Below are 19,863 nucleotides of genomic sequence, written 5' to 3'. Positions count from 1 at the left end.
GAAATGAGTGCCGTGATCAAAGACCCCGCGCAGCAGAACAACAAGACCCTGGTCAGCCTGCGCAACCTGAACAAGCACTACGGTGACTTTGCCGCCGTGGACAACATTTCGCTGGACATCCAGGACGGTGAATTCCTCACATTCCTGGGCTCCAGCGGCTCCGGTAAAAGCACCACCCTGTCGATGCTCGCCGGCTTCGAAACCCCGAGCAGCGGCGAGATCCTGGTCAGCGGCCAATCGCTGGTCAACGTACCGCCGCACAAGCGGGACATCGGCATGGTGTTCCAGCGCTATTCGCTGTTCCCGCATTTGTCGGTGCGCGACAACATCGCGTTCCCGCTGGCGATTCGCAAACTGGCGACTGCCGAACGTGAGCGCCGGGTGGATGCGATGCTCAAACTGGTGCAACTGGAAGAATTCGCCCATCGCCGACCTTCGCAACTCTCCGGTGGTCAGCAGCAACGGGTGGCGATTGCTCGGGCGTTGGTTTATGAGCCACGTATCCTGCTGATGGACGAACCGCTGGGTGCCCTGGATAAGAAGCTGCGTGAGGACCTGCAAGATGAGCTGCGCCAACTGCATCGGCGCCTCGGCATCACCATCGTCTACGTGACCCACGACCAGGAAGAAGCCATGCGCCTGTCCCAGCGCATTGCGATTTTCAGCCACGGCAAAATCGTCGGGCTGGGCAGCGGTTATGACCTGTACCAGAACCCGCCGAATGCGTTTGTCGCTTCGTTCCTCGGTAACTCGAACTTCCTCAAGCTCAAGGCCCAGGGCAATGCGGCGGCCAGTTTTGAAGGGCAGATGCTGTCGATCCGCCTGACCGCCGGCCTGCACACCGATCAGGATGTGCTGCTGATGGTGCGCCCGGAAAAAGCCCAGGCGTTGAGTGTTCAGCAGGCGATCCAGGAACCGTTGGCGGCGGGTTGGAACGAGGTGTCGGCCAAAGTCGTGGAGGTGTTATTCCTCGGTGAAAGCCAGACTTGCAGCGTGGTGACGTCGGGCGGGACTTCAATGACCGTCAAGGCGCTGTCCGCGGCGGGTATGCCGCTCAAGGCTGGCGACCCGGTGCAAGTGCGTTGGGCGACGGCGGATGCCTGCGTTTACACCCAATGGGCCGAGAGTGATCTGAACAAGGCGGCGGGTGCGCATTGACCTGAAAGTGCCTGTGGTCCTGTGGCCACAGGTCGCCTCACTTTAATAAGCTCTTGCAAACAATGTATTACGGTATACCATAAGACCAACAAACATAAAAACCCGCCGTACACCGCCCGAGGACCCTCCAATGATCGATGCCGCCATCTACAAACAAGTCATGGGTTCGTTCCCGTCCGGAGTGACCGTCATCACTACCCTGGACGACGACGGGCAAATCGTCGGCCTCACCGCCAGCGCCTTCAGCTCGCTGTCCATGGACCCGGCCCTGGTGCTGTTCTGCCCCAACTACAGTTCCGATTCCTACCCGATCCTGATCAAGAACAAACGCTTCGCCATCCACGTGCTTTCCGGCGGCCAGCAGAACGAAGCCTATGCCTTCGCCCGTAAAGGCAAGGACAAGGCCCAAGGCATCGAATGGACTTTGAGCGAACTGGGCAACCCGCTGCTGAGCAACGCCACGGCAATCATCGAATGCGAGTTGTGGCGCGAATATGAAGGGGGCGATCACGCGATCATGGTCGGTGCTGTGAAGAACCTGATCGTGCCGCAGCGCACCACCGGTCCGCTGGTGTACTGCCACGGCAAAATGGGCGCCCTGCCCGTCCTGGCTTGAAGCGCCCGTCAAAAATAAAAATCCGAGGTAAGCGTCATGAAATTTTCCCTGTTCGTGCACATGGAACGGTGGGACGACAGCATCAGCCATCGTCAGTTGTTCGAAGACCTGACCGAACTGACCCTGATGGCCGAGGCCGGTGGCTTCAGCACGGTCTGGATCGGCGAACACCACGCCATGGAATACACCATTTCGCCGAGCCCGATGCCGCTGCTGGCCTACTTGGCCGCCAAGACCACCACCATTCACCTGGGCGCCGGCACCATCATCGCGCCGTTCTGGCACCCGATACGGGTGGCTGGCGAATGCGCATTGCTGGACGTGATCAGCAACGGGCGGATGGAAGTCGGTTTGGCCCGTGGTGCGTACCAAGTTGAATTTGATCGCATGGCTGGCGGCATGCCCGCTTCGTCCGGCGGTCAGGCGCTGCGGGAGATGGTTCCGGTGGTGCGCGCCCTGTGGCAAGGCGACTACGCCCACAACGGCGAGATCTGGAAATTCCCCACCTCCACCAGCGTGCCCAAACCGATCCAGAAGCCCAACCCGCCGATGTGGATCGCTGCCCGCGACCCGGATTCGCACAACTTTGCGGTGGCCAACGGCTGCAATGTCATGGTCACGCCGCTGATGAAAGGCGATGAGGAAGTCCTCGACCTGAAAAACAAATTTCAGGCTGCGCTGGACAACAACCCCGACGTGCCGCGCCCGCAACTGATGGTGCTGCGTCACACCCACGTGCACGCGGCCGATGACCCGGACGGCTGGAAAGTCGGGGCCAAGGCGATTTCCAAGTTCTACCGCACCTTCGATGCCTGGTTCGGCAACAAAGAAGTACCGGTCAACGGCTTCCTGGCGCCGAGCCCGGAAGAGAAGTTCGCCGCGCGGCCGGAGTTCGAACTGGAGAGCCTGCACAAGACCGCGATGATCGGCACCGCCGAAGAAATCATTCCGCGTATCAAGTACTACCAGGAACTGGGGGTGGATGAGTTCAGCTTCTGGTGCGACAACAGCCTGCCCCATGCCGAGAAGAAGAAATCGCTGGAGTTGTTTATCAAACAGGTGGTGCCGGCGTTTCGCTGACCTCGAGGCATCAGAGATACATTGTGGGAGCGAGCCTGCTCGCGAAAGCGGTGTGTCAGTCAATGCAGAAGTTGACTGACACGACGCCTTCGCGAGCAGGCTCGCTCCCACATTGGTTACTGCGCTCTAAACTCCCCCGCGACATCCTATCCATCCGCTGCCGGTGGTAGACGGCCACCCTCCACTGGTAACCTGCGCCCTGCTCTTTCAATGACGACGGTGACGCATTTGATCAGCAGTACCCCCACCCTGGCCCGGGATATCGACGGTAAAGCCATCTCCGCCCAGGTGCTCGACGAGGTCCGGGAAGAGGTTTTGGCCCTGGCCGGGCAGCAGATTTTTCCCGCTTTGGCAGTCCTGCTGGTCGGCGACGACCCGGCCAGCCATGTCTACGTGCGCAATAAACTGCTGCGAGCCAAGGAAGTCGGGATTCGCTCCCTCGAATACCGTCTGCCGGACACTGCCAGCCAGGCGCAAGTGCTGGAGCAGATTGCGCAACTGAACGCCGACGCCTCGGTGAACGGCATTCTGGTGCAGTTGCCGTTGCCGGGGCATATCGACCAGGCGGCGGTGATTCACGCCATCGACCCGATCAAGGACGTGGACGGCTTTCATCGCGAAAACGTTGGCGGACTGGTGCAAGGCATGGAAGTGCTGACGCCGTGCACGCCCAGCGGCTGCATGCGTTTGCTGAAGGAGACGTGCGGCGATATCAGCGGCTTGCACGCGGTGGTCATCGGCCGGTCGAACATTGTCGGCAAACCGATGGCGACCTTGCTATTGCAGGCGCATTGCTCGGTCAGCGTGGTGCATTCACGCAGCGTCGATGCGCCGGCGCTGTGCCGGTTGGCGGATATCGTTGTCGCGGCGGTCGGCCGGCCACACTTGATCGATGCCAGTTGGCTCAAGCCTGGGGCGGTGGTGATCGATGTCGGGATCAATCGCGTTACCGATGAATCCGGTAGCCATTTGGTGGGTGATGTTGACTACGCCAGTGCACGGACCGTTGCCCGTGCGATCACGCCGGTGCCGGGTGGCGTGGGGCCGATGACGATTGCGTATTTGCTGAAGAACACGTTGATCGCCGCCAAGTTGCAGCGCGCCGTCAAGGCCCGTGAGCCGGACCCGGATGGGTGTGATTCGGATATCAACTGACCGACACAAATGCTGTGGCTGACACTGACCTTATGGCGAGGGGGCTTGCCCTCGTTGGGTCGCGCAGTGGCCCCTGCATGCTGTGAGTGAAACCGTGCAAGCAGGTTTTGCGACTGCTTCGCAGCCGAACGGGGCGGTGCGGCGGTCCGACAAGCCCCCTCGCCACAGCAAGCCCCCTCGCCACAGGGTTCAGTGTTAGCCCCAGAGTTGCGCTGAGAAATTAGAAGCGCGGCTTAACCGTCTTCCACTCTGGCTTGTAACGCTGCATCTGCCGCACATCATCACGCTGACGAATGCCACACGTCAGGTACTGATCATGCAGCTTGCCCAATTGATCGTGATCCAGCTCCAGGCCCAAACCCGGCGCCCGAGTGATCCTCACGCAGCCATCCACAATCGGCAGCTTGCCCCCCTTGATCACCTCTTCATCCGGTTCCTGCCACGGGTAATGGGTGTCGCAGGCGTAATCCAGATTCGGCACCGACGCGGCAACGTGCGCCATCGCCATCAGGCTGATGCCCAGGTGCGAATTGGAATGCATGGACACACCCAGACCAAAGGTCTGGCACATCTTGGCCAGGGCCTGGGTGTCGCGCAGGCCGCCCCAATAATGGTGATCGGCGAGTACGATCTGCACGCTGTTCAACGCTACGCTGCGGCGGAATTCATCGAAATCGGTAACCACCATATTGGTCGCCAGCGGCAGGCCGGTGCGCTTGTGCAGCTCGGACATGCCTTCCAGCCCCGGCGTCGGGTCTTCGTAATATTGCAGGTCGTCGCCCAGCAGTTCAGCCATGCGAATCGAGGTTTCCAGCGACCAGTTGGCGTTCGGATCGATGCGCAGCGGGACACCGGGAAACGCTTTCTTCAAGGCCTTGATGCACGCCACTTCGTGTTCCGGTTCCAGCGCCCCGGCCTTGAGTTTGATGCTCTTGAAACCATAGGTTTCGATCATGCGCCGGGCCTGGGCGACGATCTGTTCTTCATTCAGCGCCTCGCCCCAACTGTCCGGTTTATAGGGCGAATCGATGTGCTGCGCGTACTTGAAAAACAGGTAGGCGCTGAACGGAATTTCATCACGAATCGCCCCGCCCAACAGGTCCACCAACGGCACGTTCAGCGAGTGCGCCTGCAGGTCGAGAAACGCCACTTCGAACGCCGAATATGCATTGCTCACCGCTTTGCTGGCGTGGGAACCCGGCGCCAGTTCGGCACCGGCAATGCTCGTGGTTTTATTGGCCGCCACGGTCGCCTGGACGATGGCGCGCAACTGGTTGAGGTTGAACGGATCGAGGCCGATCAGTTGATCCTTGAGTTGCATCTGGATCGCCAGCGCCGGGGCATCACCGTAGCTCTCGCCGAGGCCGATGTAGCCGTTGTCGCTCTCGATTTCGATGATCGAGCGCAGCGCAAAGGGTTCGTGAATGCCGCTGGCGTTGAGCAGTGGCGGATCGCGGAAGGCGATGGGAGTCACGGTCACTCGTGTGATTTTCAAAGGGTCAGGCTCCGATTATCCAAGTCTTAATGTGAAGCGGCGTGGCTCGGCACCACGACGTCGTTGCGCGGGGTTGGCTTGCCTGCTTTGGGGGTGGTGCGGGCAAAGAAGATCACCACGGCGGCCACCAGCGACGTCGCCGCCAAGCCATACAGGCCGCCCTCAATGGAACCGGTGGATTGCTCCAGGAAGCCAAACGCCGTGGGTGCGACGAAACCGCCGAGGTTGCCGATGGAGTTGACCAGCGCAATTACCGCTGCGGCGATGCGGGCATCCAGATAACTTTGCGGAATCGGCCAGAACAGCGCCGAGGCAGCCTTGAAACCGATGGCGGCAAAACAGATCGCGACAAAGGCAAAGACCGGGCCGCCGGTGGTGGACATGAACATGCCGATCGCCGCGATTACCAGGGTCAACGCCACCCAGGCTTGCTGGAATTTCCATTTGCTGGCCATTGCGGCAAAGCCGTACATCGCGACGATAGAAATGATCCACGGTATCGAATTGAACAGGCCCACCTGGAAGTCGCCCAGGTTGCCCATCTTCTTGATCATGCTCGGCAGCCAGAACGTAGCGCCGTAGATCGTCAGGGCGATGGAAAAGTAGATGAAGCAGAACAGCGCAATCTGCCGGTCGGCCAACAGCTTGAACATCGACGGCTTGGGCCCTTTCGCGGCTTCGCGGATTTGCTGTTCTTCGGCGATGGCGTTGATCAGCGCGCCACGCTCCTCGTCGCTCAGCCATTTCGCCTCGCGCGGATGGGATTGCAGCCAGAACCAGACAAAACCGCACAGCACGATGGAAGCAAAGCCTTCGATCAGGAACATCCACTGCCAGCCATGCAGGTTCAGGCCATTGACGTTCAGCAGCGCCCCGGACACCGGGCCGGAAATCACCGAGGCAATCGCCGAACCGCTGAGGAACACCGCCATGGTCTTGCCGCGCTCAGACGCCGGCAGCCACTGGGTGAAGTAATAAATGATGCCCGGGAAAAACCCGGCCTCTGCCGCGCCGAGGATAAAGCGCAGCACATAGAAACTGGTTTCACCTTTGACGAAGGCCATTGCCATCGCGGCGGCGCCCCAGGTGAACATGATCCGCGTCAGCCAGACGCGCGCGCCGTAGCGCTGCAACAGCATGTTGGACGGCACTTCGAACAGCGCATAACCGACGAAAAACAAACCGGCGCCCAATCCATAGGCCGCGGCGCCGATGCCGAGGTCCGTCTCCATGTGGCTGCGCACGAAACCGATGTTGACCCGGTCGATGTAGTTGACGATGAACATGACCACGAACAGCGGCAGCACATGGCGCTTCACTTTCGCAGCGGCACGGGCGAGTACCGTGGGTTCCGGCGAACTCTGGAGGGTATTCAAGGGGCAACTCCCGATCTTGTTTTTTTGGGGACGAACCGATCATGGACGTGGCAATTGATCCCGTCTAATCTAACTTGGCATTCGATTGATACCTGGATTAGATCAATGTTCGAACTCACCCAGCTGCGCTGCTTCACCACAGTCGCCACCGAACTGAATTTCCGTCGCGCCGCCGAACGGCTGAGCATGACGCAACCGCCACTCAGCCGGCAGATTCAATTGTTGGAGCATCACCTGGGCGTCGAGCTGTTCACCCGCACCACCCGCAGCGTCGCCCTGACCGCCGCCGGTCGCGCGTTTTTCATCGAAGCGCAGAACCTGCTGGAGCGTGCCCAACAAGCAGCGGTCACCGCCCGGCGCTTCGCCGAAGGCGACATCGGCACGGTCAACATCAGCTTCGTAGGCAGCGCAGTGTATGAATTCCTGCCCAGGGTCATTGCTGAAGCACGGCTCAAGCAACCTCACGTGAAAATCGATCTGTCGGAGATGAACACCTACCAGCAGCACGAAGCCTTGCGCGCCCGCCGCATCGACCTGGGCATCGTCCGCGCGCCGTTGCTGGAACCGGGCTACGCCACCGAATGCCTGGTGCGCGAGCCGTTCCTCCTGGCGGTGCCGAGCAATCATCGGTTGGCCAGCGCCGAAAGCGTGTCCGTGCAGGACCTCGATGCACAACCTTTCCTAATGTACTCCCACGCCGCTTACCCGCCGTTCAACGAACTGCTGACCGGTATGCTGCGCTCGGCGCGTGTGGCCCCGGAATACGTGCAATGGCTCGGTTCGTCCCTGACCATCCTGGCCCTGGTCAACGCCGGCATGGGCCTGGCCCTGGTGCCGCGCTGCGCTTCAAGTGTGGTGTTCAAGAATGTGGTGTTCCGCGATATCGACCTGGGGGAAGGCGTGCAAAGCGAGCTGCACCTGATCTGGCGCGAGAACAATGACAACCCGGCGTTTGCGATGTTGCTGGAAGGGATTCGACGGGCGGTCAGGGACGGTTGGGGTACACCGTAAAAGACATTTTAAGCAGGCGTGAAAAAGCCCAACCGTTGCAGATTGGGCTCAGGTATTCATCACTAGTAGCGGTGGTATTCCTGACCTCCGTAGTAACGACCGTGATCACGTCCATGCCCATGCCCATCATGCCAATACGGCCAGCAGCCGCCGAGCAGCAGGGTTACTGCAATCACCAACAGTAAAGGGGTCGTGCGTTTCATTTGATCATCTCCGGGCAGGCAATGCCTGACGCTGTAATCATTTGAACTGCACAAAAACAGGATGGTTCAGAACGCTCGGATCAACGGATCAGTCGGCGCTTCGCAGAAGCGGTTCTGATCCAGCACTCACCCTCGACACATTTACGGTGTTCGATCCCACCTCACTGCCCAAGCGCTCACTGGTTGCAAACATCTGCCATGGGTTATGGGTGCAGACGGCCGCTGAGCAAAGAACCCGCATTCGGCACCATCGGTTCAAGTTTCAGATGGTCCAGCATGCGCCGCACCGTGCACACGGCCGTGGAGATCGTCGCAACGCCCAACCTGTCTTCAATGAGCTGAATCGCAGGCAGTGAAGGCATTTGTACACAGGCCGAGGCGACGACCACATCGGCGCCTTGGGTGTTCAGCCGCTTGACGTCTTCGAGCAGTTGCAGGGGATCGCGCAGACCGACTTCCAGGTTATCCGGAATTTCAAAGCTGATGGCGTCAATCACTTCGATGCCTTCGTGCTGGATGTAGTCCACGACCAGCTCGGTCAATGAACACATGTAAGGCGCCATCAATGAAATACGTTTCGCGCCCATGATCTTCAAACCCTCAATCAGCGCGCCCGCAGACGTCATGACGGTCGCCATGCACTGATTCGCCCGGACCACCTCCAGCAGCTCACGCTCGGTTTGTCGGTGATAGCCTCGGCCGCTGGCCATGATCGCCACCAGGCAAGCGGTACTCATCACGTCCACGCGCGCGTCCGACAGTTCAGCGGCGCAACGCAGAGCCTCCTTGTTCATCGCCGCCAGTTCTTCTTTGGTGACTTTGTGCATGCGCATACGGCTGGAATGAAAGGTAAATCGCTCAGGCAGTATGGCTTCCCGTGCATGGAGCATCGCGGGGATTTCGGTCTCCATGGTGGTATTGGAGCTCGGTACGATCTGGCCAATTCGATAGGGGCGAATCAGGGTCATGGCTCTCTCCGGAAATGAGCAGGATGATCATTCCGAATTTACCAACTTTGACACACATGTCAAATATACAACCCAAAAGACTGACAAACTGTCAGCGCTCAATTGATGACTTCAAAGTCCATTGTGAAGGGACATACCGCCGGTTTTTCTATCGCGGCCACCTCGTTAGGGTAAGCACCAGACACATTGATCGGTTACGTCTCAGGAGACTTTTTCATGAATCAAGCTGCCGATACCGCCCTGTTCACCCTCGCCCAAGCGCTCGAAGAAAAACGATTGAGTCTGATGATAGACGCCAATATCGACGGTTTTGAGCAACTGCTTTCCAGTGACGTGGTTTACGTCCACTCCAGCGGTTATGCCGATGACAAGGCCAGCTACCTGAAAAAATTCCGTGACGGCGTGTTCGTCTACCACGGCGCTGAACAGCATCTGGAAAAAGTCAGTGCCTTGGGTGATGACGCGTTCATGGCCACCGGCAGCATCAGCATCGACGCCACCATCGGCGGTGTGCTCAGGCACTTGCAGGCGTTGTTGCTGGTGGTCTGGCGCAAGGAATCGGGCACATGGCGCTTGCTGGGCCATCAAACCACCTCGCTGCCGCAAGGTTGATGCCCGGAGGAAACCCATGAATCAGTCACTCGCCCTCCCCGCCGGGCTGGCCGAACACCCAGGCTACACGCGGGTTTTTCGTCCTGGTCACCTGAGCATCGGCTTCGTTGCGCCATTGGAGGGCTACCCCGACAGCCCCGCGCCGACCATGGCCAACCACGCGGTCATGGCTAGGTTGGCAGACGATGTCGGTATCGCGGCCCTGTGGTTGCGGGATGTGCCGTTTTATGACCCGACGTTCGGTGACGTCGGGCAGATTCTCGACCCGATGGTCTACGCCGGCTGGTTAAGCGCCATGACCCGCAACATAGCCATTGGCACTGCAGGCATCGTCGCCCCGCTACGGGATCCTCTGATCGTTGCCAAGCAAGCCACCAGCGTCGATCAGCTGCTCGACGGACGCTTCTTGCTCGGGCTGGCCTCGGGTGACCGGCCCGGGGAGTATCCCGCGTTCGGGCAGCCATTCAGTCAGCGTGCAGCGCGTTTTCGCGAGGCGCTGGAGATCATTCACACCGTCAGCGAAAAGGAATTTCCCAGCTATCGCTCCCAGCATCACGGCAGCATGGACGGCGCGTTGGACCTGATTCCAAAACCCGCAGCCAAACGCCTGCCATTCATTGCCACCGGGCGTGCGGGAAAAACGCTTGACTGGCTCGCCGCCCATGTCGATGCGTGGATCTGGCACGGCTTCGACCCACGCGGCATGACCGACGTCATTCCTCAGTGGCGCCAGGCTTGCGCCGAACACGGCTACAAGCCGTATGGCTACGGCTGCTGGTTCGATCTGGATCCCGATCCTGATGCGCCGATCGAACCGGGCCGGGTGCTGCGGGGTGGGCGTCATGCACTGATCGAACTGTGGCAGGCCCAACAGGAAGCCGGGGTCACTCACCTGGTGCTCAATCTCAAACCGACCCGACGCCGCCCGCAGGACATTTTCGAAGAGCTTGGCCGATATATCTTGCCGCTGTTCCCGGCGCACACACCGACGATAAGGGAGTCGGCCCGATGACAACGCATGGGATCGCCTCCCCCCGTGCGGCCATTCTTGAACGGCTCGATCACTTCACCTCGGGATGGGCGCTGGGCACGCCGTTAAGCCTGTTTGAATCTTCAGCGACGCTGTCCAGCAGCGCCCACGGCGAACACCATGGCGCCGCAGCCGTGGCAGACGTGCTGGCGCTGGATTGGCCCGACGGGCACGCCGTCCACATTGAGTCCACCAATCATTACGTCGGTATCGACGGCGACCGCGCCGTGTTGGGCGCCTATCTGTACGGGCGCGTCACGCCTGCCAACACGGCACCGTTGCTGTTCGGCGCGCTGCTGGTGGGCGAGCTCGCAACCTCCGACAGCGGATGGTTGTTCACTCGGTTGCAGTTGACCGTCAACTGGCTGGACGGCAATCACGCGCTCGTTGCTCGGTGGAATCCGCCACGACCACGACGTTTCTGGGACGTCGGCGACAACGCCCCGCATCTGGTCAACGAGCTGGATTCGCCCTGGGCGCGCCTGCCCGGTGCGAAAGTCGCCGGAACCGCCGAGGATGAAGTCGCCGAGGTGTTCATGCGTTACATCTGGGCCATGGACCAGGCGGATTTCGGGCAGATGCGCGACACCCTGGCCGAGGACATCGCTGGCGCCTTCCCGCCCATTGGCGACCTCAAGGGCCGGCATGAGGTCATGGGCCAACTCAAGGATTTCCGTCAGGCCTGGCCATGGATGCAGCATTTCTGCGTGCCACTGCGCATCGACATTGAGGGTGATCACGCGCAGATGCTGCTGGGTCGGGTGATCGCACAACGACCGACAACCGCCGAGGGCGCGCCGCTTTATGGCGCCCATTACCGCATCGAACTGCGTCGGCAAAACCTGCGCTGGCAGATCTTCTGGTTCGAATACGTCGAAGGCTGGATCACCACGCCTCCCGACGCGTGACGCCTTTTTTTGATAATCAGGATATTCCCATGACGCAAGCTCCAATGATCACGCTAAACGACGGTATCCAGATTCCTCAATTGGGCCTGGGCGTCTGGCAACTCGACGACGCCCAGGCCCATGCATCGTCAAAAGCAGCCTTGCAGGCGGGCTATCGGCACATCGATACCGCCATGATCTACGGCAACGAAACCGGGGTCGGTCGCGCAATCGCTGAAAGCGAACTGCCCCGCAACGAGATCTTCATCACCACCAAACTGTGGAACGCCGATCACGGTTTCGATCAAACCTTGCGGGCGTTTGACGCGAGCCTGAAACGCCTGGGGTTGCAAACCCTCGATCTGTTCCTGATTCACTGGCCGTTGCCGATAAAAAACGCCTACCTCGACAGCTGGAAAGCCATGGTGCGTCTGCGTGATGAGGGTCGCGTGCGTTCCATCGGCGTGTCCAACTTCCACCAGGAACATCTGCAGCGGGTTATCGGTGAAACCGGCGTCACGCCGTCCGTGAACCAGATCGAGATTCACCCGGACTTCACTCAAGCGCCGCTGGTGGACTTCTCCCGGCGGCATGGCATCGCCACCGAATCGTGGAGCCCGTTGGGCCAGGGTGGCGCGTTGCTCGATGAGCCGGTGCTGACGCGCATCGCTGCCAGGCTCGGCAGGAGCACTGTGCAAGTGATCCTGCGCTGGCACGTGCAAAGCGGTCATATCGTCATTCCGCGTTCGACCAACGCCGAACGCATCGCGGCGAACATCGACGTCTTCGATTTCAGGCTGGACGCCGAAGACCTCAGGCAAATTGCCAACATCGTTCAGACCGGTCGTCTCGGGCCCGATCCCGACACCTTCGACTTGGGCGCCTGATTTATTTAACCCGTGAAGTAGAGGTTTTCATGACCATCCCTAGAACCTACGTCATCACCGGCACCGCCTCCGGCATTGGCCGCACCACTCGACAATTACTCGAATCCCAAGGGCACCGGGTGATTGGCGCCGACCTGCGCGATGCCGAGATCATCGCCGATCTGTCCAGCGCCGAGGGTCGTCAGATCCTGATCGATCAAGCCACCGAACTCAGTGAAGGCATGGTTGACGGCGTACTGGCGGTGGCCGGTGTCGACATCGCCGGTCCGGCCACCGTCGCGATCAACTACTACGGCGCGCTGGCCACGCTGGAAGGCTTGCGACCGCTGCTGCTCAAGGCAAAAGACCCGCGTGCGGTGGCAGTGTCGTCCATCGTGTCGATTCACGCGTTCGATCAAGCCTTGGTGGATGCAATGCTGGATGGCACCGAAGCCCAGGCTTTAGCCCGTGCTGAAGAGGCGCCCTACGCCTACGCCAGTACCAAACAGGCGCTGTCACGCTGGATTCGCCGAGTGGCCTTGAATGCCGAATGGGCCGGCGCAGGGATTCCTTTGAACGCCATCGCGCCCGGTCTGGTGAAGACAGAATTGCTGTCGCGCCTGTTCGAGGACCAGGCGACCAAGGACCGGATCAATGCCGGTTGCCCGATGCCGTTGAAAGGTCCGTATGAACCGATGGCGGCGGCAGAGTTGCTGGCGTTTCTGGCCAGCGAGAAGAATGGTCACATGACGGGCCAGACGATCTTCATCGACGGTGGTGCCGATGTGGCACTGCGCGGCGATTCAGTCTGGTAACGATGTAATGTTTGCGCCCGGATCGCCGGGCGCAGGCCTTTTGTCAGTCAGTGACAATCATGCCTTCCAGGCGGTCGATGTCTTCGCGCAACAAGCCGATCATTTGCGCAATCCCCCCAGCGCCCGACGCATCGCGTCCGGCAATCAAGCCTTCAAGCGCCACCGCCGTCAGCTGGCTGGAGAGCTGTTCCGGGGTCAGGTCACTGGTTTTCTCGCCATGGGGATACCAGAAAGCCACCCAATTGCAGACACCCAACAACGAGAACGCCGCCATTTCATCGTTGACCGCACGACAGGAACCTTCGCGGATCGACTGCGCCACCAGATCGGTCAGTGCGGTCAGGGTGCGTTTTCGAGCGGTACGGTACTGCTTGGCCAGGGCCTCTGGAAACGCGCCTTCACTGGTCAGCAACAAACGAAAACGCTGCGGATGCTGGGCCACCTTGCACGCCATGTTGGTTACGCCTTCGCGCAAGCGGTCTATCGCGGTGCCGCTCTCGGCCCCCGCCAGACGCTCCAGATCCCGAGCGGTTTCCAGGGTGAACCCCTTCACCAGGGTCTCGAGCATTTCATCCTTGCCCTTGACGTAGTGGTAGATGCCGGTGCGCGTCAGGCCGACGGCCTCCGCCAGCTCCTGCAGCGAAGTGCCCGCCACACCCTTCTGCGCAAACAGGCGTTCAGCCGCTTCCATCAACTGGTTCATCACCAGCTCGTAACGGGCCGGTGTCTTGATTTTTGTGGTTTTGGACATGAGGTGCAGTAGATCCCGTGCAAAGTAGCCGCAGCATGCCAGCGCCAGCGGCACAGGACAAGATCGCGCATGCCCGCTGCACACCGGCAAGGCGCGCAGCGGGCCGTTGATCAGAGCGTCCAGCCGCCATCGATGGCGATTTCCGCGCCGGTGATGAAGGCGCTCTCCTCACTGGCCAGGAACGCCACCAGGGCGGCTATCTCCTGCGGTGTGCCCTGGCGTTTGAGGGGTGTCGCCAGGGTTCCGGCATCGTTGCTCGCCTCGCTGTTGGCCTTGAGCATGTCGGTACTGACGTAGCCAGGGTGCACCGAGTTGACCCGGATCCGGTGTTCGGCAAACTCATTGGCGGCGACCTTGGTCATGCCGCGCACCGCCCATTTGGTGCTGCCGTAAGCCACGGTCGCGGCCGAGCCACGCAAGCCGACCACCGATGAAATGTTGATGATCGAACCACCCCCCCGGCGCTTCAGGGGTTCGACCGCGTATTTCATGCCCAGGAACACCCCGAGCTGATTGACCCGGAACATTTTCTCCATCAGCTCGGTGTCCGTCTCGGCGATGGTGGCCGGTCGGTAGATGCCAGCATTGTTGACCAACACGTCGCAGCCGCCGAAGGTTTGCTCGACCTGGCCGAACAGTTCGCGCCACGAGCTTTCGCTGGACACATCGTGGTCAATAAACATCGCCCGCTCACCGAGGCTGTCGGCGAGTGCCTGGCCGTCCTCGGTGAGCAGATCGCTGACCACGACATTCGCGCCTTCCTGGTGAAACCGGCGAATCTCCGCCGCGCCCTGCCCTCGTGCCGAACCGGTCACGACCACAGTCTTGCCATTGAAACGAGTCATCTGGGTGTCTTCCTTTATTGTTGTTTACACGTCGATTGATTGCCGTCTGGCAGGCATGGCAAGCCCCTCATCAGGTTTGCCGAGTGCAAGGTTTCCACGTCGGGCTCGTCGAGCCGACATCGAGGTATCGGTTTTCTAAAGTGAAAAACGCAGTGGTTTCAGGACGCCGAAGCAGGCGTCACTACCGCTGAAGAAGGAGCGCGCAACACCGGGCCCGGCAAGCCGCCCTTGGTCCAGAACAGTAGACTGGCCAGCATCGCCAGCAGCGCCGGGATGGCGGCGGCCAGCAGCAGCGATTGCGGGGTCCAGCCCAGGCGCATCAGTTCGCCGCCAATCACCGGGCCGAGGATCGAGCCCAGGCGCCCGATGCCCAATGCCCAGCCAGCCCCGGTGGAACGCATGGTCGTTGGGTAAAACACCGTCGCCAGCGCGTTGAGTGCGCTTTGCCCGCCGAGAATGCAGAAGCCCGCGATGGCGATGACCACACAGGCGCTGACCATCGACGTTGCCACCTGACCGAGCACGGCGATCGCCACTGCGGCCACCGCGAACATGCACACCAGCACCGGTCCGAAGCCGCGACGGTCGACGAGCCAGCCCAGCACCAGATTGCCCACAATGCCGCCCATCCACAGCAACGTACCGGCCAGTACCGCCGACGAGGTGTCGTGGCCGGCACCGTGCATGATCACCGGCAGCCAACTGGCGAGGAAATAGGCGCCCAGCAGGTTCATGAACAGGATGATCCACAGCATCGCCGTGCCCAACCCGCGTGAGTCTCGAACCAGATCCAGCATCGAGGAGCGCTTGCCGGGCAGCGCATCCCTGACCTGTAACTGAACCGCCTCATCCAGCCGCAGTGTGCCGTCGATACGCCGCAACCAGTCTCTGACACGGCTCAACTGGCGCTGACGCAGCACCATGAATTGAATCGACTCCGGCATCAGCACCATCATCAAAATGGCCAGCAGCAACGGCGCCACCGCCCCCACCAAAAACACCGACTGCCATCCCAGCGGCTCGATCATCATCACCGCCAGGGTCCCGCCCAACGCGCCACCGACCACGAACCCGCAGGACGTCAGCATCATCAGGGTGACGCGGATGCGCGCCGGGCTGAATTCACCGGCCATGGCCATGGCGTTGGGCACAATGGCGCCCATGCAGAACCCGGCGAGAAAACGCAGTATCAGGAGATCGCGAACGCTGTCAGCCGTCGCAGTGGCCGCCATGCCGGCACTCAAGCCGACCAGGGCGATGATCAGAATCAGCCGTCGGCCAAAGCGATCGGCAAGGATCCCCGCCAGCGGCGCCCCCAGGGCCATGCCGATCAACCCGGCACCGAACACCGGCCCGAGGTCCGATTTGTTGATGCCCCACTGTTGAATGATGGCCGGCGCGACGTAGCCCATGGCCTGAACGTCGAACCCGTCAATGATCATGCAAAACCCGCACAGCACCAGTACCAGCACTTGCAAACGGCTCAGCCGACTGTTGTCGATCACCTCGCCCACGTCGATCGTGTTCATGATTGGCTCCATCAAGCATCGTTTATTGTTGTTATTGATTGATTGATATGCGTCGTGCGGCCGAGGCCGCACAGCCTCGGGTCTAGCCAGTTGCGACCTGCAATGAGGGAGCACGCTTTTCCACCGCCGCGATGAAGTGCGGATCACGCTGGCGCAAGTCATCGTGGGAGACCTGGCCGGTGCGCCCCATGTAGTCATAGGCGAAGCTGACCGGGTCCAGGTGCAACTTGTCGGCGACGTTTTCGTACCAGTCGAGACTGCGCGCCGCAGCGGCCTGGAAGCTGCTGGAGGCCCCGCGCCGCGCCGATTCGAACAGGTCAAATGCCGCGCGCACATCGGCCGGGTGCTCCACCAGCGCTCGATGCAAAGCGATGGCATCTTGCATGGCCATGCGCGTTCCCGAGCCCAGGGAGAAATGCACCGTGCGCAGGGCGTCACCCAGCAGGACGACGTTGCCGTGGGTCCAGCGTTCGTTGCGCACGACGTTGGCTTCGAACCACTGGGAACGGTTGCTCAGCAACTCGTTGCCACCCAGGTCGGCGGCGAAAATCTCGCCGCAAATCCGTCGGCTCTCGTCCTCACTGGCGTGTTCCAGACCGGCCCGCTGCCAGGTCTGCGGATCGACTTCCACCAGAAAGGTGCTCAGTTGCGCGCTGTACTGATAGCTGTGGGCAATGAACACACCGTATTCACTCTCACGAAAAATCAGCGACACCGGGTGGAAGCGTTGTCGGGTGCCGTACCAGGCGAACTTGTTGCGCCGACCTTCGAAGCTCGGTTTGAACTGTTCGGCGTAGTGGGCACGCACCCGACTGTTGGTGCCATCGGCAGCGACCAACATATCGACCTGGCTGGCCAAGGTGTCGAAGTCTTCGATGCGCTGGCCGTAATTGACACGCACGCCGGCACGCTCACAGGCGTTCTGCAGGGTGTGCAGCATGTCGATTCGCGAGGTCCGGGAAAAATGATTGCCGTGAACCTGCACGTGGGTGTCGCGGTGGACAATTTCGAGGAAATCGCAAGCCACGTGATGGGCGATGAATTCCTTGTGAAACTCCGGATCCGCCTCGGCAAAAGCCGCCAGCCCGACATCGGAAAACACCACGCCCCAGCCGTAGGTCGCATCGCGGGCATTCTGCTCGTAGACCACGATGTCATGACGCGGGTTATGTTTTTTCGCCAACAGGGCGAAGTACAGACCGGCAGGACCGCCACCGACGATTGCGATTTTCATAAGGACACCTCAGAAGCCTTTGCGTGATTACGCTGATAGCTCAACAGCGCTTCGCGGAACACGTGCGGAATGACAATGCCTATGCGTTCGTCACGGGCGATGCACACCGGGGTGTGCGTGGCGATGAACACGATGTCACCGGTCTGGGTGCGTGCGGTCAACGTCAGCACGAAGCTGCGATTACGGACTTCGCTGACCTGCACCTCGGTATCGAATTCGTCATCGGGGCGCAACGAGCCACGGAAATCGAAAGCCAACGCCCGGGTCGGCGTACCGAAGCCATGGCGTTGTTTGGCGTGCTGGGGCGACATGCCCAGCAGTTGTTCGTAGAACAACTCGGCGATGGAGATCACGTACTCGCCGAACACCGGCGTGTAGACCACGCCCGCCGGATCGCAATCACCCCACTTGACCCGGCGCCGCACAATAAACGGCACCTGGCTGATCACCGCTTCGGTGCTATTCATGATGCGCGAGCCTCTTCCAGGGCCATGCGTTCAGCCAGAACGCGCTTGAGTGCAGGCTTGTCCAGCTTGCCGACTTTGGTCACCGGGAACACGTCGATCAGCTCGATGCGCTCCGGCGACTTGAACTTGGCCAGGCCCTGCCCTACCAGAAACTCACTGAGTCCTTTGAGGTCCGGCAACACCGCGCCGGTGCGCGGGATGATAAAGATGCAGCCTTTCTCGCCGTAGATCGGATCGGGCATTGCCACCAGTTTCGCGTCGGCAATCGCCGGGTGGCGACAGACGAAGCTTTCCACTTCTTCACAGCCGATCTTCTCGCCACCGCGATTGACGTTGTCCCGCAAACGGCCTTCGAAGGTGTAGTGGGTCACGCCCTCGATCACATGGGCCGTCATCATGTCGCCCGAGCGGTAGAAACCGTCCGAAGTGAACGCACCGTGATTGGCCGCCGGATCATCGAAATAGCCGTTCAGGGTCGACGGGCCGCGGAAGCACAACTCGCCCATCTGCCCGGGGCCGACCGGTTGTTCGCTGTCAGGATCGAGCAGGCGTAACTCGTCAAAGACGCAGCCCGACGTGCCCTGGGTCTGATGCCGCACGAATTGCGGCGCATCCGGAGCGGCGCCAAACAACAGGCCCTCGGTCAAGCCGTAGAGGTTGGAACACGGCACGTTCAGATGCGCTTCGAGAATCTCCGAGCGACTCATGGTGGCGAACATTTTCAGTGAACGCAGGTCGTGCTTTTTCACTTCTTGATAGGCCAGCAACTGCGGAGCGACCGGGCCGATGGACAAGGCGTGCGTCACCTGGTGTCGCTCGATCAGGTCGAGCATCAAAGGAATGTCGACTCGGGACATCAGAACGGTGGTCATGCCGAACAGCAGCGGCGGCAGCAAGGCGTAGAGCTGCCCGGCGTTATGCAGCAGCGGCAGCGACCAGATGACTTTGCTGTGCTCATCGACCTGATACAGCTTGGCCAGGTCCCGAGAGTGGCCCAGGTATTCGGCGTGGAAGCGCGGGATGATTTTCGGTGTCCCGGTAGTACCGCCGGACAGTTGAAAGCTCAGGACATCTTCGCTGCCCAGCTTCACCCGCGCGAGACGCTTGCGGGCAAGGTTCAGGGGCATGTCGGCAATCAGCGAATCGACATTGGCCAACCCGGCCAATGCACCGCGCACCACGATCAGGTGCTTGAGGGTGCTGCTTTGGGCCAGCATGCCGCGAGCGAAGGCCACCAGGTCGTCACGGCCGAAATCTGCCTGGACGAAGTAGCCACGGGCCGATGCCTTGTTGGCCAGTTGACCGATTTCCACTTCCCGGTGCTGCGGCAGCGAGCACACCGGAACGATCCCGGCCTTGAAACACGCCATCAGCACAATCACGGTTTGCAGCGATGTGCCGAGCTGGAAGATCGCCCGGTCACCGGTGTTCAGGCCCATTTCCAACAGGGCTGCGCCCAGCCGTTCGCTGGTGTCGTCCAGTTCGGCGAACGTCAGGCTGACATCGTCGCAAATGAACGCGATGCGTTCCGGGTGACGCTGGGCTGTTTCACGAAGGATCTGGCCGACAGTCGCATCGACCCAGGCATCGTTGGCAAAATATTCCGTGGCGCGTTGCGCCAATGGATAAACCACCCCGGCGATGGGGCTGTGTATACCTTTCATTACTGCTTGCCTCCTGCTCCGGAAAACCATCCCGTAGCGGTTACTTATTTTTATGCAAGTGCACGGTATTCAGGGCATTTTCGGGACGGTTGCTTTCACGC

General features: G+C 60.7%; 20 protein-coding genes. 10 read left to right on the top strand and 10 right to left on the bottom strand.

Annotated features, from left to right (window positions below):
• Positions 1–3: 3 nt before the first annotated feature.
• From BK667_RS08210 to BK667_RS08190, 4 genes are all read left to right on the top strand, one after another.
• The gene (locus BK667_RS08210; protein WP_123512880.1) at positions 4–1,158 is read left to right on the top strand and encodes an ABC transporter ATP-binding protein; all 1,155 of its coding nucleotides are present in this window, start codon (positions 4–6) and stop codon (positions 1,156–1,158) included.
• Between the two features lie 130 nt (positions 1,159–1,288).
• Positions 1,289–1,774 carry a flavin reductase family protein gene (locus BK667_RS08205; RefSeq protein ID WP_123512877.1) on the top strand — a complete coding sequence of 162 codons (486 nt, stop codon included), beginning with the start codon at positions 1,289–1,291 and terminating at the stop codon, positions 1,772–1,774.
• Positions 1,775–1,810: 36 nt separating this feature from the next.
• Positions 1,811–2,854 (top strand): LLM class flavin-dependent oxidoreductase, encoded by a 1,044-nt coding sequence (locus tag BK667_RS08200; RefSeq protein WP_123597301.1) that lies wholly within the window; start codon positions 1,811–1,813, stop codon positions 2,852–2,854.
• A gap of 228 nt (positions 2,855–3,082) precedes the next feature.
• A complete protein-coding gene (locus BK667_RS08190) occupies positions 3,083–4,009 on the top strand; it encodes a bifunctional 5,10-methylenetetrahydrofolate dehydrogenase/5,10-methenyltetrahydrofolate cyclohydrolase (RefSeq protein WP_259697961.1) in 927 nt (308 codons plus the stop codon).
• Positions 4,010–4,229: 220 nt separating this feature from the next.
• On the opposite strand, the gene BK667_RS08185 is transcribed toward BK667_RS08190, so the two are convergent.
• Both BK667_RS08185 and BK667_RS08180 read right to left on the bottom strand, forming a co-directional pair.
• Positions 4,230–5,504, bottom strand: a complete 1,275-nt coding sequence (locus BK667_RS08185) for a glucarate dehydratase family protein (protein ID WP_123597299.1) — start codon at positions 5,502–5,504, stop codon at positions 4,230–4,232.
• Between the two features lie 26 nt (positions 5,505–5,530).
• The gene (locus BK667_RS08180) at positions 5,531–6,880 is read right to left on the bottom strand and encodes an MFS transporter (RefSeq protein WP_123512869.1); all 1,350 of its coding nucleotides are present in this window, start codon (positions 6,878–6,880) and stop codon (positions 5,531–5,533) included.
• Between the two features lie 105 nt (positions 6,881–6,985).
• Here BK667_RS08180 and BK667_RS08175 point away from each other — a divergent pair, with 105 nt between their 5' ends.
• Positions 6,986–7,891 carry a LysR family transcriptional regulator gene (locus BK667_RS08175; RefSeq protein WP_123597298.1) on the top strand — a complete coding sequence of 302 codons (906 nt, stop codon included), beginning with the start codon at positions 6,986–6,988 and terminating at the stop codon, positions 7,889–7,891.
• A 62-nt stretch (positions 7,892–7,953) separates the two neighbouring features.
• On the opposite strand, the gene BK667_RS33210 is transcribed toward BK667_RS08175, so the two are convergent.
• Positions 7,954–8,094, bottom strand: coding sequence for a hypothetical protein (locus BK667_RS33210; RefSeq protein WP_185058184.1), 141 nt, complete (start codon positions 8,092–8,094; stop codon positions 7,954–7,956).
• A 203-nt stretch (positions 8,095–8,297) separates the two neighbouring features.
• A complete protein-coding gene (locus BK667_RS08170; protein WP_311198933.1) occupies positions 8,298–9,056 on the bottom strand; it encodes a maleate cis-trans isomerase family protein in 759 nt (252 codons plus the stop codon).
• A gap of 222 nt (positions 9,057–9,278) precedes the next feature.
• Between BK667_RS08170 and BK667_RS08165 the strand changes: the two genes are divergently transcribed.
• Genes BK667_RS08165 through BK667_RS08145 form a run of 5 tightly spaced genes read left to right on the top strand, consistent with a single transcriptional unit; the run spans position 9,279 to position 13,272 of the window.
• A complete protein-coding gene (locus BK667_RS08165; RefSeq protein WP_123512863.1) occupies positions 9,279–9,674 on the top strand; it encodes a nuclear transport factor 2 family protein in 396 nt (131 codons plus the stop codon).
• Between the two features lie 16 nt (positions 9,675–9,690).
• Positions 9,691–10,686, top strand: coding sequence for an LLM class oxidoreductase (locus BK667_RS08160; RefSeq protein ID WP_123597296.1), 996 nt, complete (start codon positions 9,691–9,693; stop codon positions 10,684–10,686).
• Positions 10,683–11,612 (top strand): nuclear transport factor 2 family protein, encoded by a 930-nt coding sequence (locus BK667_RS08155; protein WP_123597295.1) that lies wholly within the window; start codon positions 10,683–10,685, stop codon positions 11,610–11,612. The genes BK667_RS08160 and BK667_RS08155 overlap by 4 nt, the downstream gene beginning before the upstream one ends.
• Before the next feature lie 29 nt (positions 11,613–11,641).
• Positions 11,642–12,478 carry an aldo/keto reductase gene (locus BK667_RS08150; RefSeq protein WP_123597294.1) on the top strand — a complete coding sequence of 279 codons (837 nt, stop codon included), beginning with the start codon at positions 11,642–11,644 and terminating at the stop codon, positions 12,476–12,478.
• Between the two features lie 29 nt (positions 12,479–12,507).
• Positions 12,508–13,272 (top strand): SDR family oxidoreductase, encoded by a 765-nt coding sequence (locus BK667_RS08145; RefSeq protein ID WP_123597293.1) that lies wholly within the window; start codon positions 12,508–12,510, stop codon positions 13,270–13,272.
• A gap of 43 nt (positions 13,273–13,315) precedes the next feature.
• Here the strand turns inward: BK667_RS08145 and BK667_RS08140 are convergent, their stop codons facing one another.
• The 6 genes from BK667_RS08140 to BK667_RS08115 form a co-directional block, all read right to left on the bottom strand.
• The gene (locus BK667_RS08140; protein ID WP_123512852.1) at positions 13,316–14,023 is read right to left on the bottom strand and encodes a TetR/AcrR family transcriptional regulator; all 708 of its coding nucleotides are present in this window, start codon (positions 14,021–14,023) and stop codon (positions 13,316–13,318) included.
• A gap of 110 nt (positions 14,024–14,133) precedes the next feature.
• Positions 14,134–14,868 carry an SDR family NAD(P)-dependent oxidoreductase gene (locus BK667_RS08135; RefSeq protein ID WP_123597292.1) on the bottom strand — a complete coding sequence of 245 codons (735 nt, stop codon included), beginning with the start codon at positions 14,866–14,868 and terminating at the stop codon, positions 14,134–14,136.
• A gap of 158 nt (positions 14,869–15,026) precedes the next feature.
• Positions 15,027–16,397 (bottom strand): MFS transporter, encoded by a 1,371-nt coding sequence (locus BK667_RS08130; RefSeq protein ID WP_123597291.1) that lies wholly within the window; start codon positions 16,395–16,397, stop codon positions 15,027–15,029.
• An 82-nt stretch (positions 16,398–16,479) separates the two neighbouring features.
• Entirely contained in the window at positions 16,480–17,631 is a 1,152-nt protein-coding gene (locus BK667_RS08125; protein ID WP_123597290.1) for an FAD-dependent monooxygenase, read from the bottom strand.
• Positions 17,628–18,098 (bottom strand): acyl-CoA thioesterase, encoded by a 471-nt coding sequence (locus BK667_RS08120; protein ID WP_123597289.1) that lies wholly within the window; start codon positions 18,096–18,098, stop codon positions 17,628–17,630. Before BK667_RS08120 ends, BK667_RS08125 begins: the two co-directional genes overlap by 4 nt.
• The gene (locus BK667_RS08115) at positions 18,095–19,762 is read right to left on the bottom strand and encodes an AMP-binding protein (RefSeq protein ID WP_123597288.1); all 1,668 of its coding nucleotides are present in this window, start codon (positions 19,760–19,762) and stop codon (positions 18,095–18,097) included. The genes BK667_RS08120 and BK667_RS08115 overlap by 4 nt, the downstream gene beginning before the upstream one ends.
• Between the last annotated feature and the right edge of the window lie 101 nt (positions 19,763–19,863).

Origin of the sequence: Pseudomonas frederiksbergensis, from assembly GCF_003732705.1 — a bacterium.
Lineage (GTDB): Bacteria > Pseudomonadota > Gammaproteobacteria > Pseudomonadales > Pseudomonadaceae > Aquipseudomonas > Aquipseudomonas frederiksbergensis_F.
Note: the sequence above shows the minus strand (reverse complement) of the source record. Positions and strands in the feature narration are given on the sequence as shown.

What these genes read in the sequence shown, in the direction of transcription:
- BK667_RS08205 (WP_123512877.1), top strand. Translation starts at nt 1,289, where the DNA reads ATGATCGATGCCGCCATCTACAAACAAGTCATGGGTTCGTTCCCGTCC.
- BK667_RS08115 (WP_123597288.1), bottom strand. Translation starts at nt 19,762, where the DNA reads ATGAAAGGTATACACAGCCCCATCGCCGGGGTGGTTTATCCATTGGCG.
- BK667_RS08140 (WP_123512852.1), bottom strand. Translation starts at nt 14,023, where the DNA reads ATGTCCAAAACCACAAAAATCAAGACACCGGCCCGTTACGAGCTGGTG.
- BK667_RS08150 (WP_123597294.1), top strand. Translation starts at nt 11,642, where the DNA reads ATGACGCAAGCTCCAATGATCACGCTAAACGACGGTATCCAGATTCCT.
- BK667_RS08175 (WP_123597298.1), top strand. Translation starts at nt 6,986, where the DNA reads ATGTTCGAACTCACCCAGCTGCGCTGCTTCACCACAGTCGCCACCGAA.
- BK667_RS08145 (WP_123597293.1), top strand. Translation starts at nt 12,508, where the DNA reads ATGACCATCCCTAGAACCTACGTCATCACCGGCACCGCCTCCGGCATT.
- BK667_RS08160 (WP_123597296.1), top strand. Translation starts at nt 9,691, where the DNA reads ATGAATCAGTCACTCGCCCTCCCCGCCGGGCTGGCCGAACACCCAGGC.
- BK667_RS08135 (WP_123597292.1), bottom strand. Translation starts at nt 14,868, where the DNA reads ATGACTCGTTTCAATGGCAAGACTGTGGTCGTGACCGGTTCGGCACGA.
- BK667_RS33210 (WP_185058184.1), bottom strand. Translation starts at nt 8,094, where the DNA reads ATGAAACGCACGACCCCTTTACTGTTGGTGATTGCAGTAACCCTGCTG.
- BK667_RS08125 (WP_123597290.1), bottom strand. Translation starts at nt 17,631, where the DNA reads ATGAAAATCGCAATCGTCGGTGGCGGTCCTGCCGGTCTGTACTTCGCC.
- BK667_RS08155 (WP_123597295.1), top strand. Translation starts at nt 10,683, where the DNA reads ATGACAACGCATGGGATCGCCTCCCCCCGTGCGGCCATTCTTGAACGG.
- BK667_RS08200 (WP_123597301.1), top strand. Translation starts at nt 1,811, where the DNA reads ATGAAATTTTCCCTGTTCGTGCACATGGAACGGTGGGACGACAGCATC.
- BK667_RS08165 (WP_123512863.1), top strand. Translation starts at nt 9,279, where the DNA reads ATGAATCAAGCTGCCGATACCGCCCTGTTCACCCTCGCCCAAGCGCTC.
- BK667_RS08130 (WP_123597291.1), bottom strand. Translation starts at nt 16,397, where the DNA reads ATGAACACGATCGACGTGGGCGAGGTGATCGACAACAGTCGGCTGAGC.
- BK667_RS08210 (WP_123512880.1), top strand. Translation starts at nt 4, where the DNA reads ATGAGTGCCGTGATCAAAGACCCCGCGCAGCAGAACAACAAGACCCTG.
- BK667_RS08120 (WP_123597289.1), bottom strand. Translation starts at nt 18,098, where the DNA reads ATGAATAGCACCGAAGCGGTGATCAGCCAGGTGCCGTTTATTGTGCGG.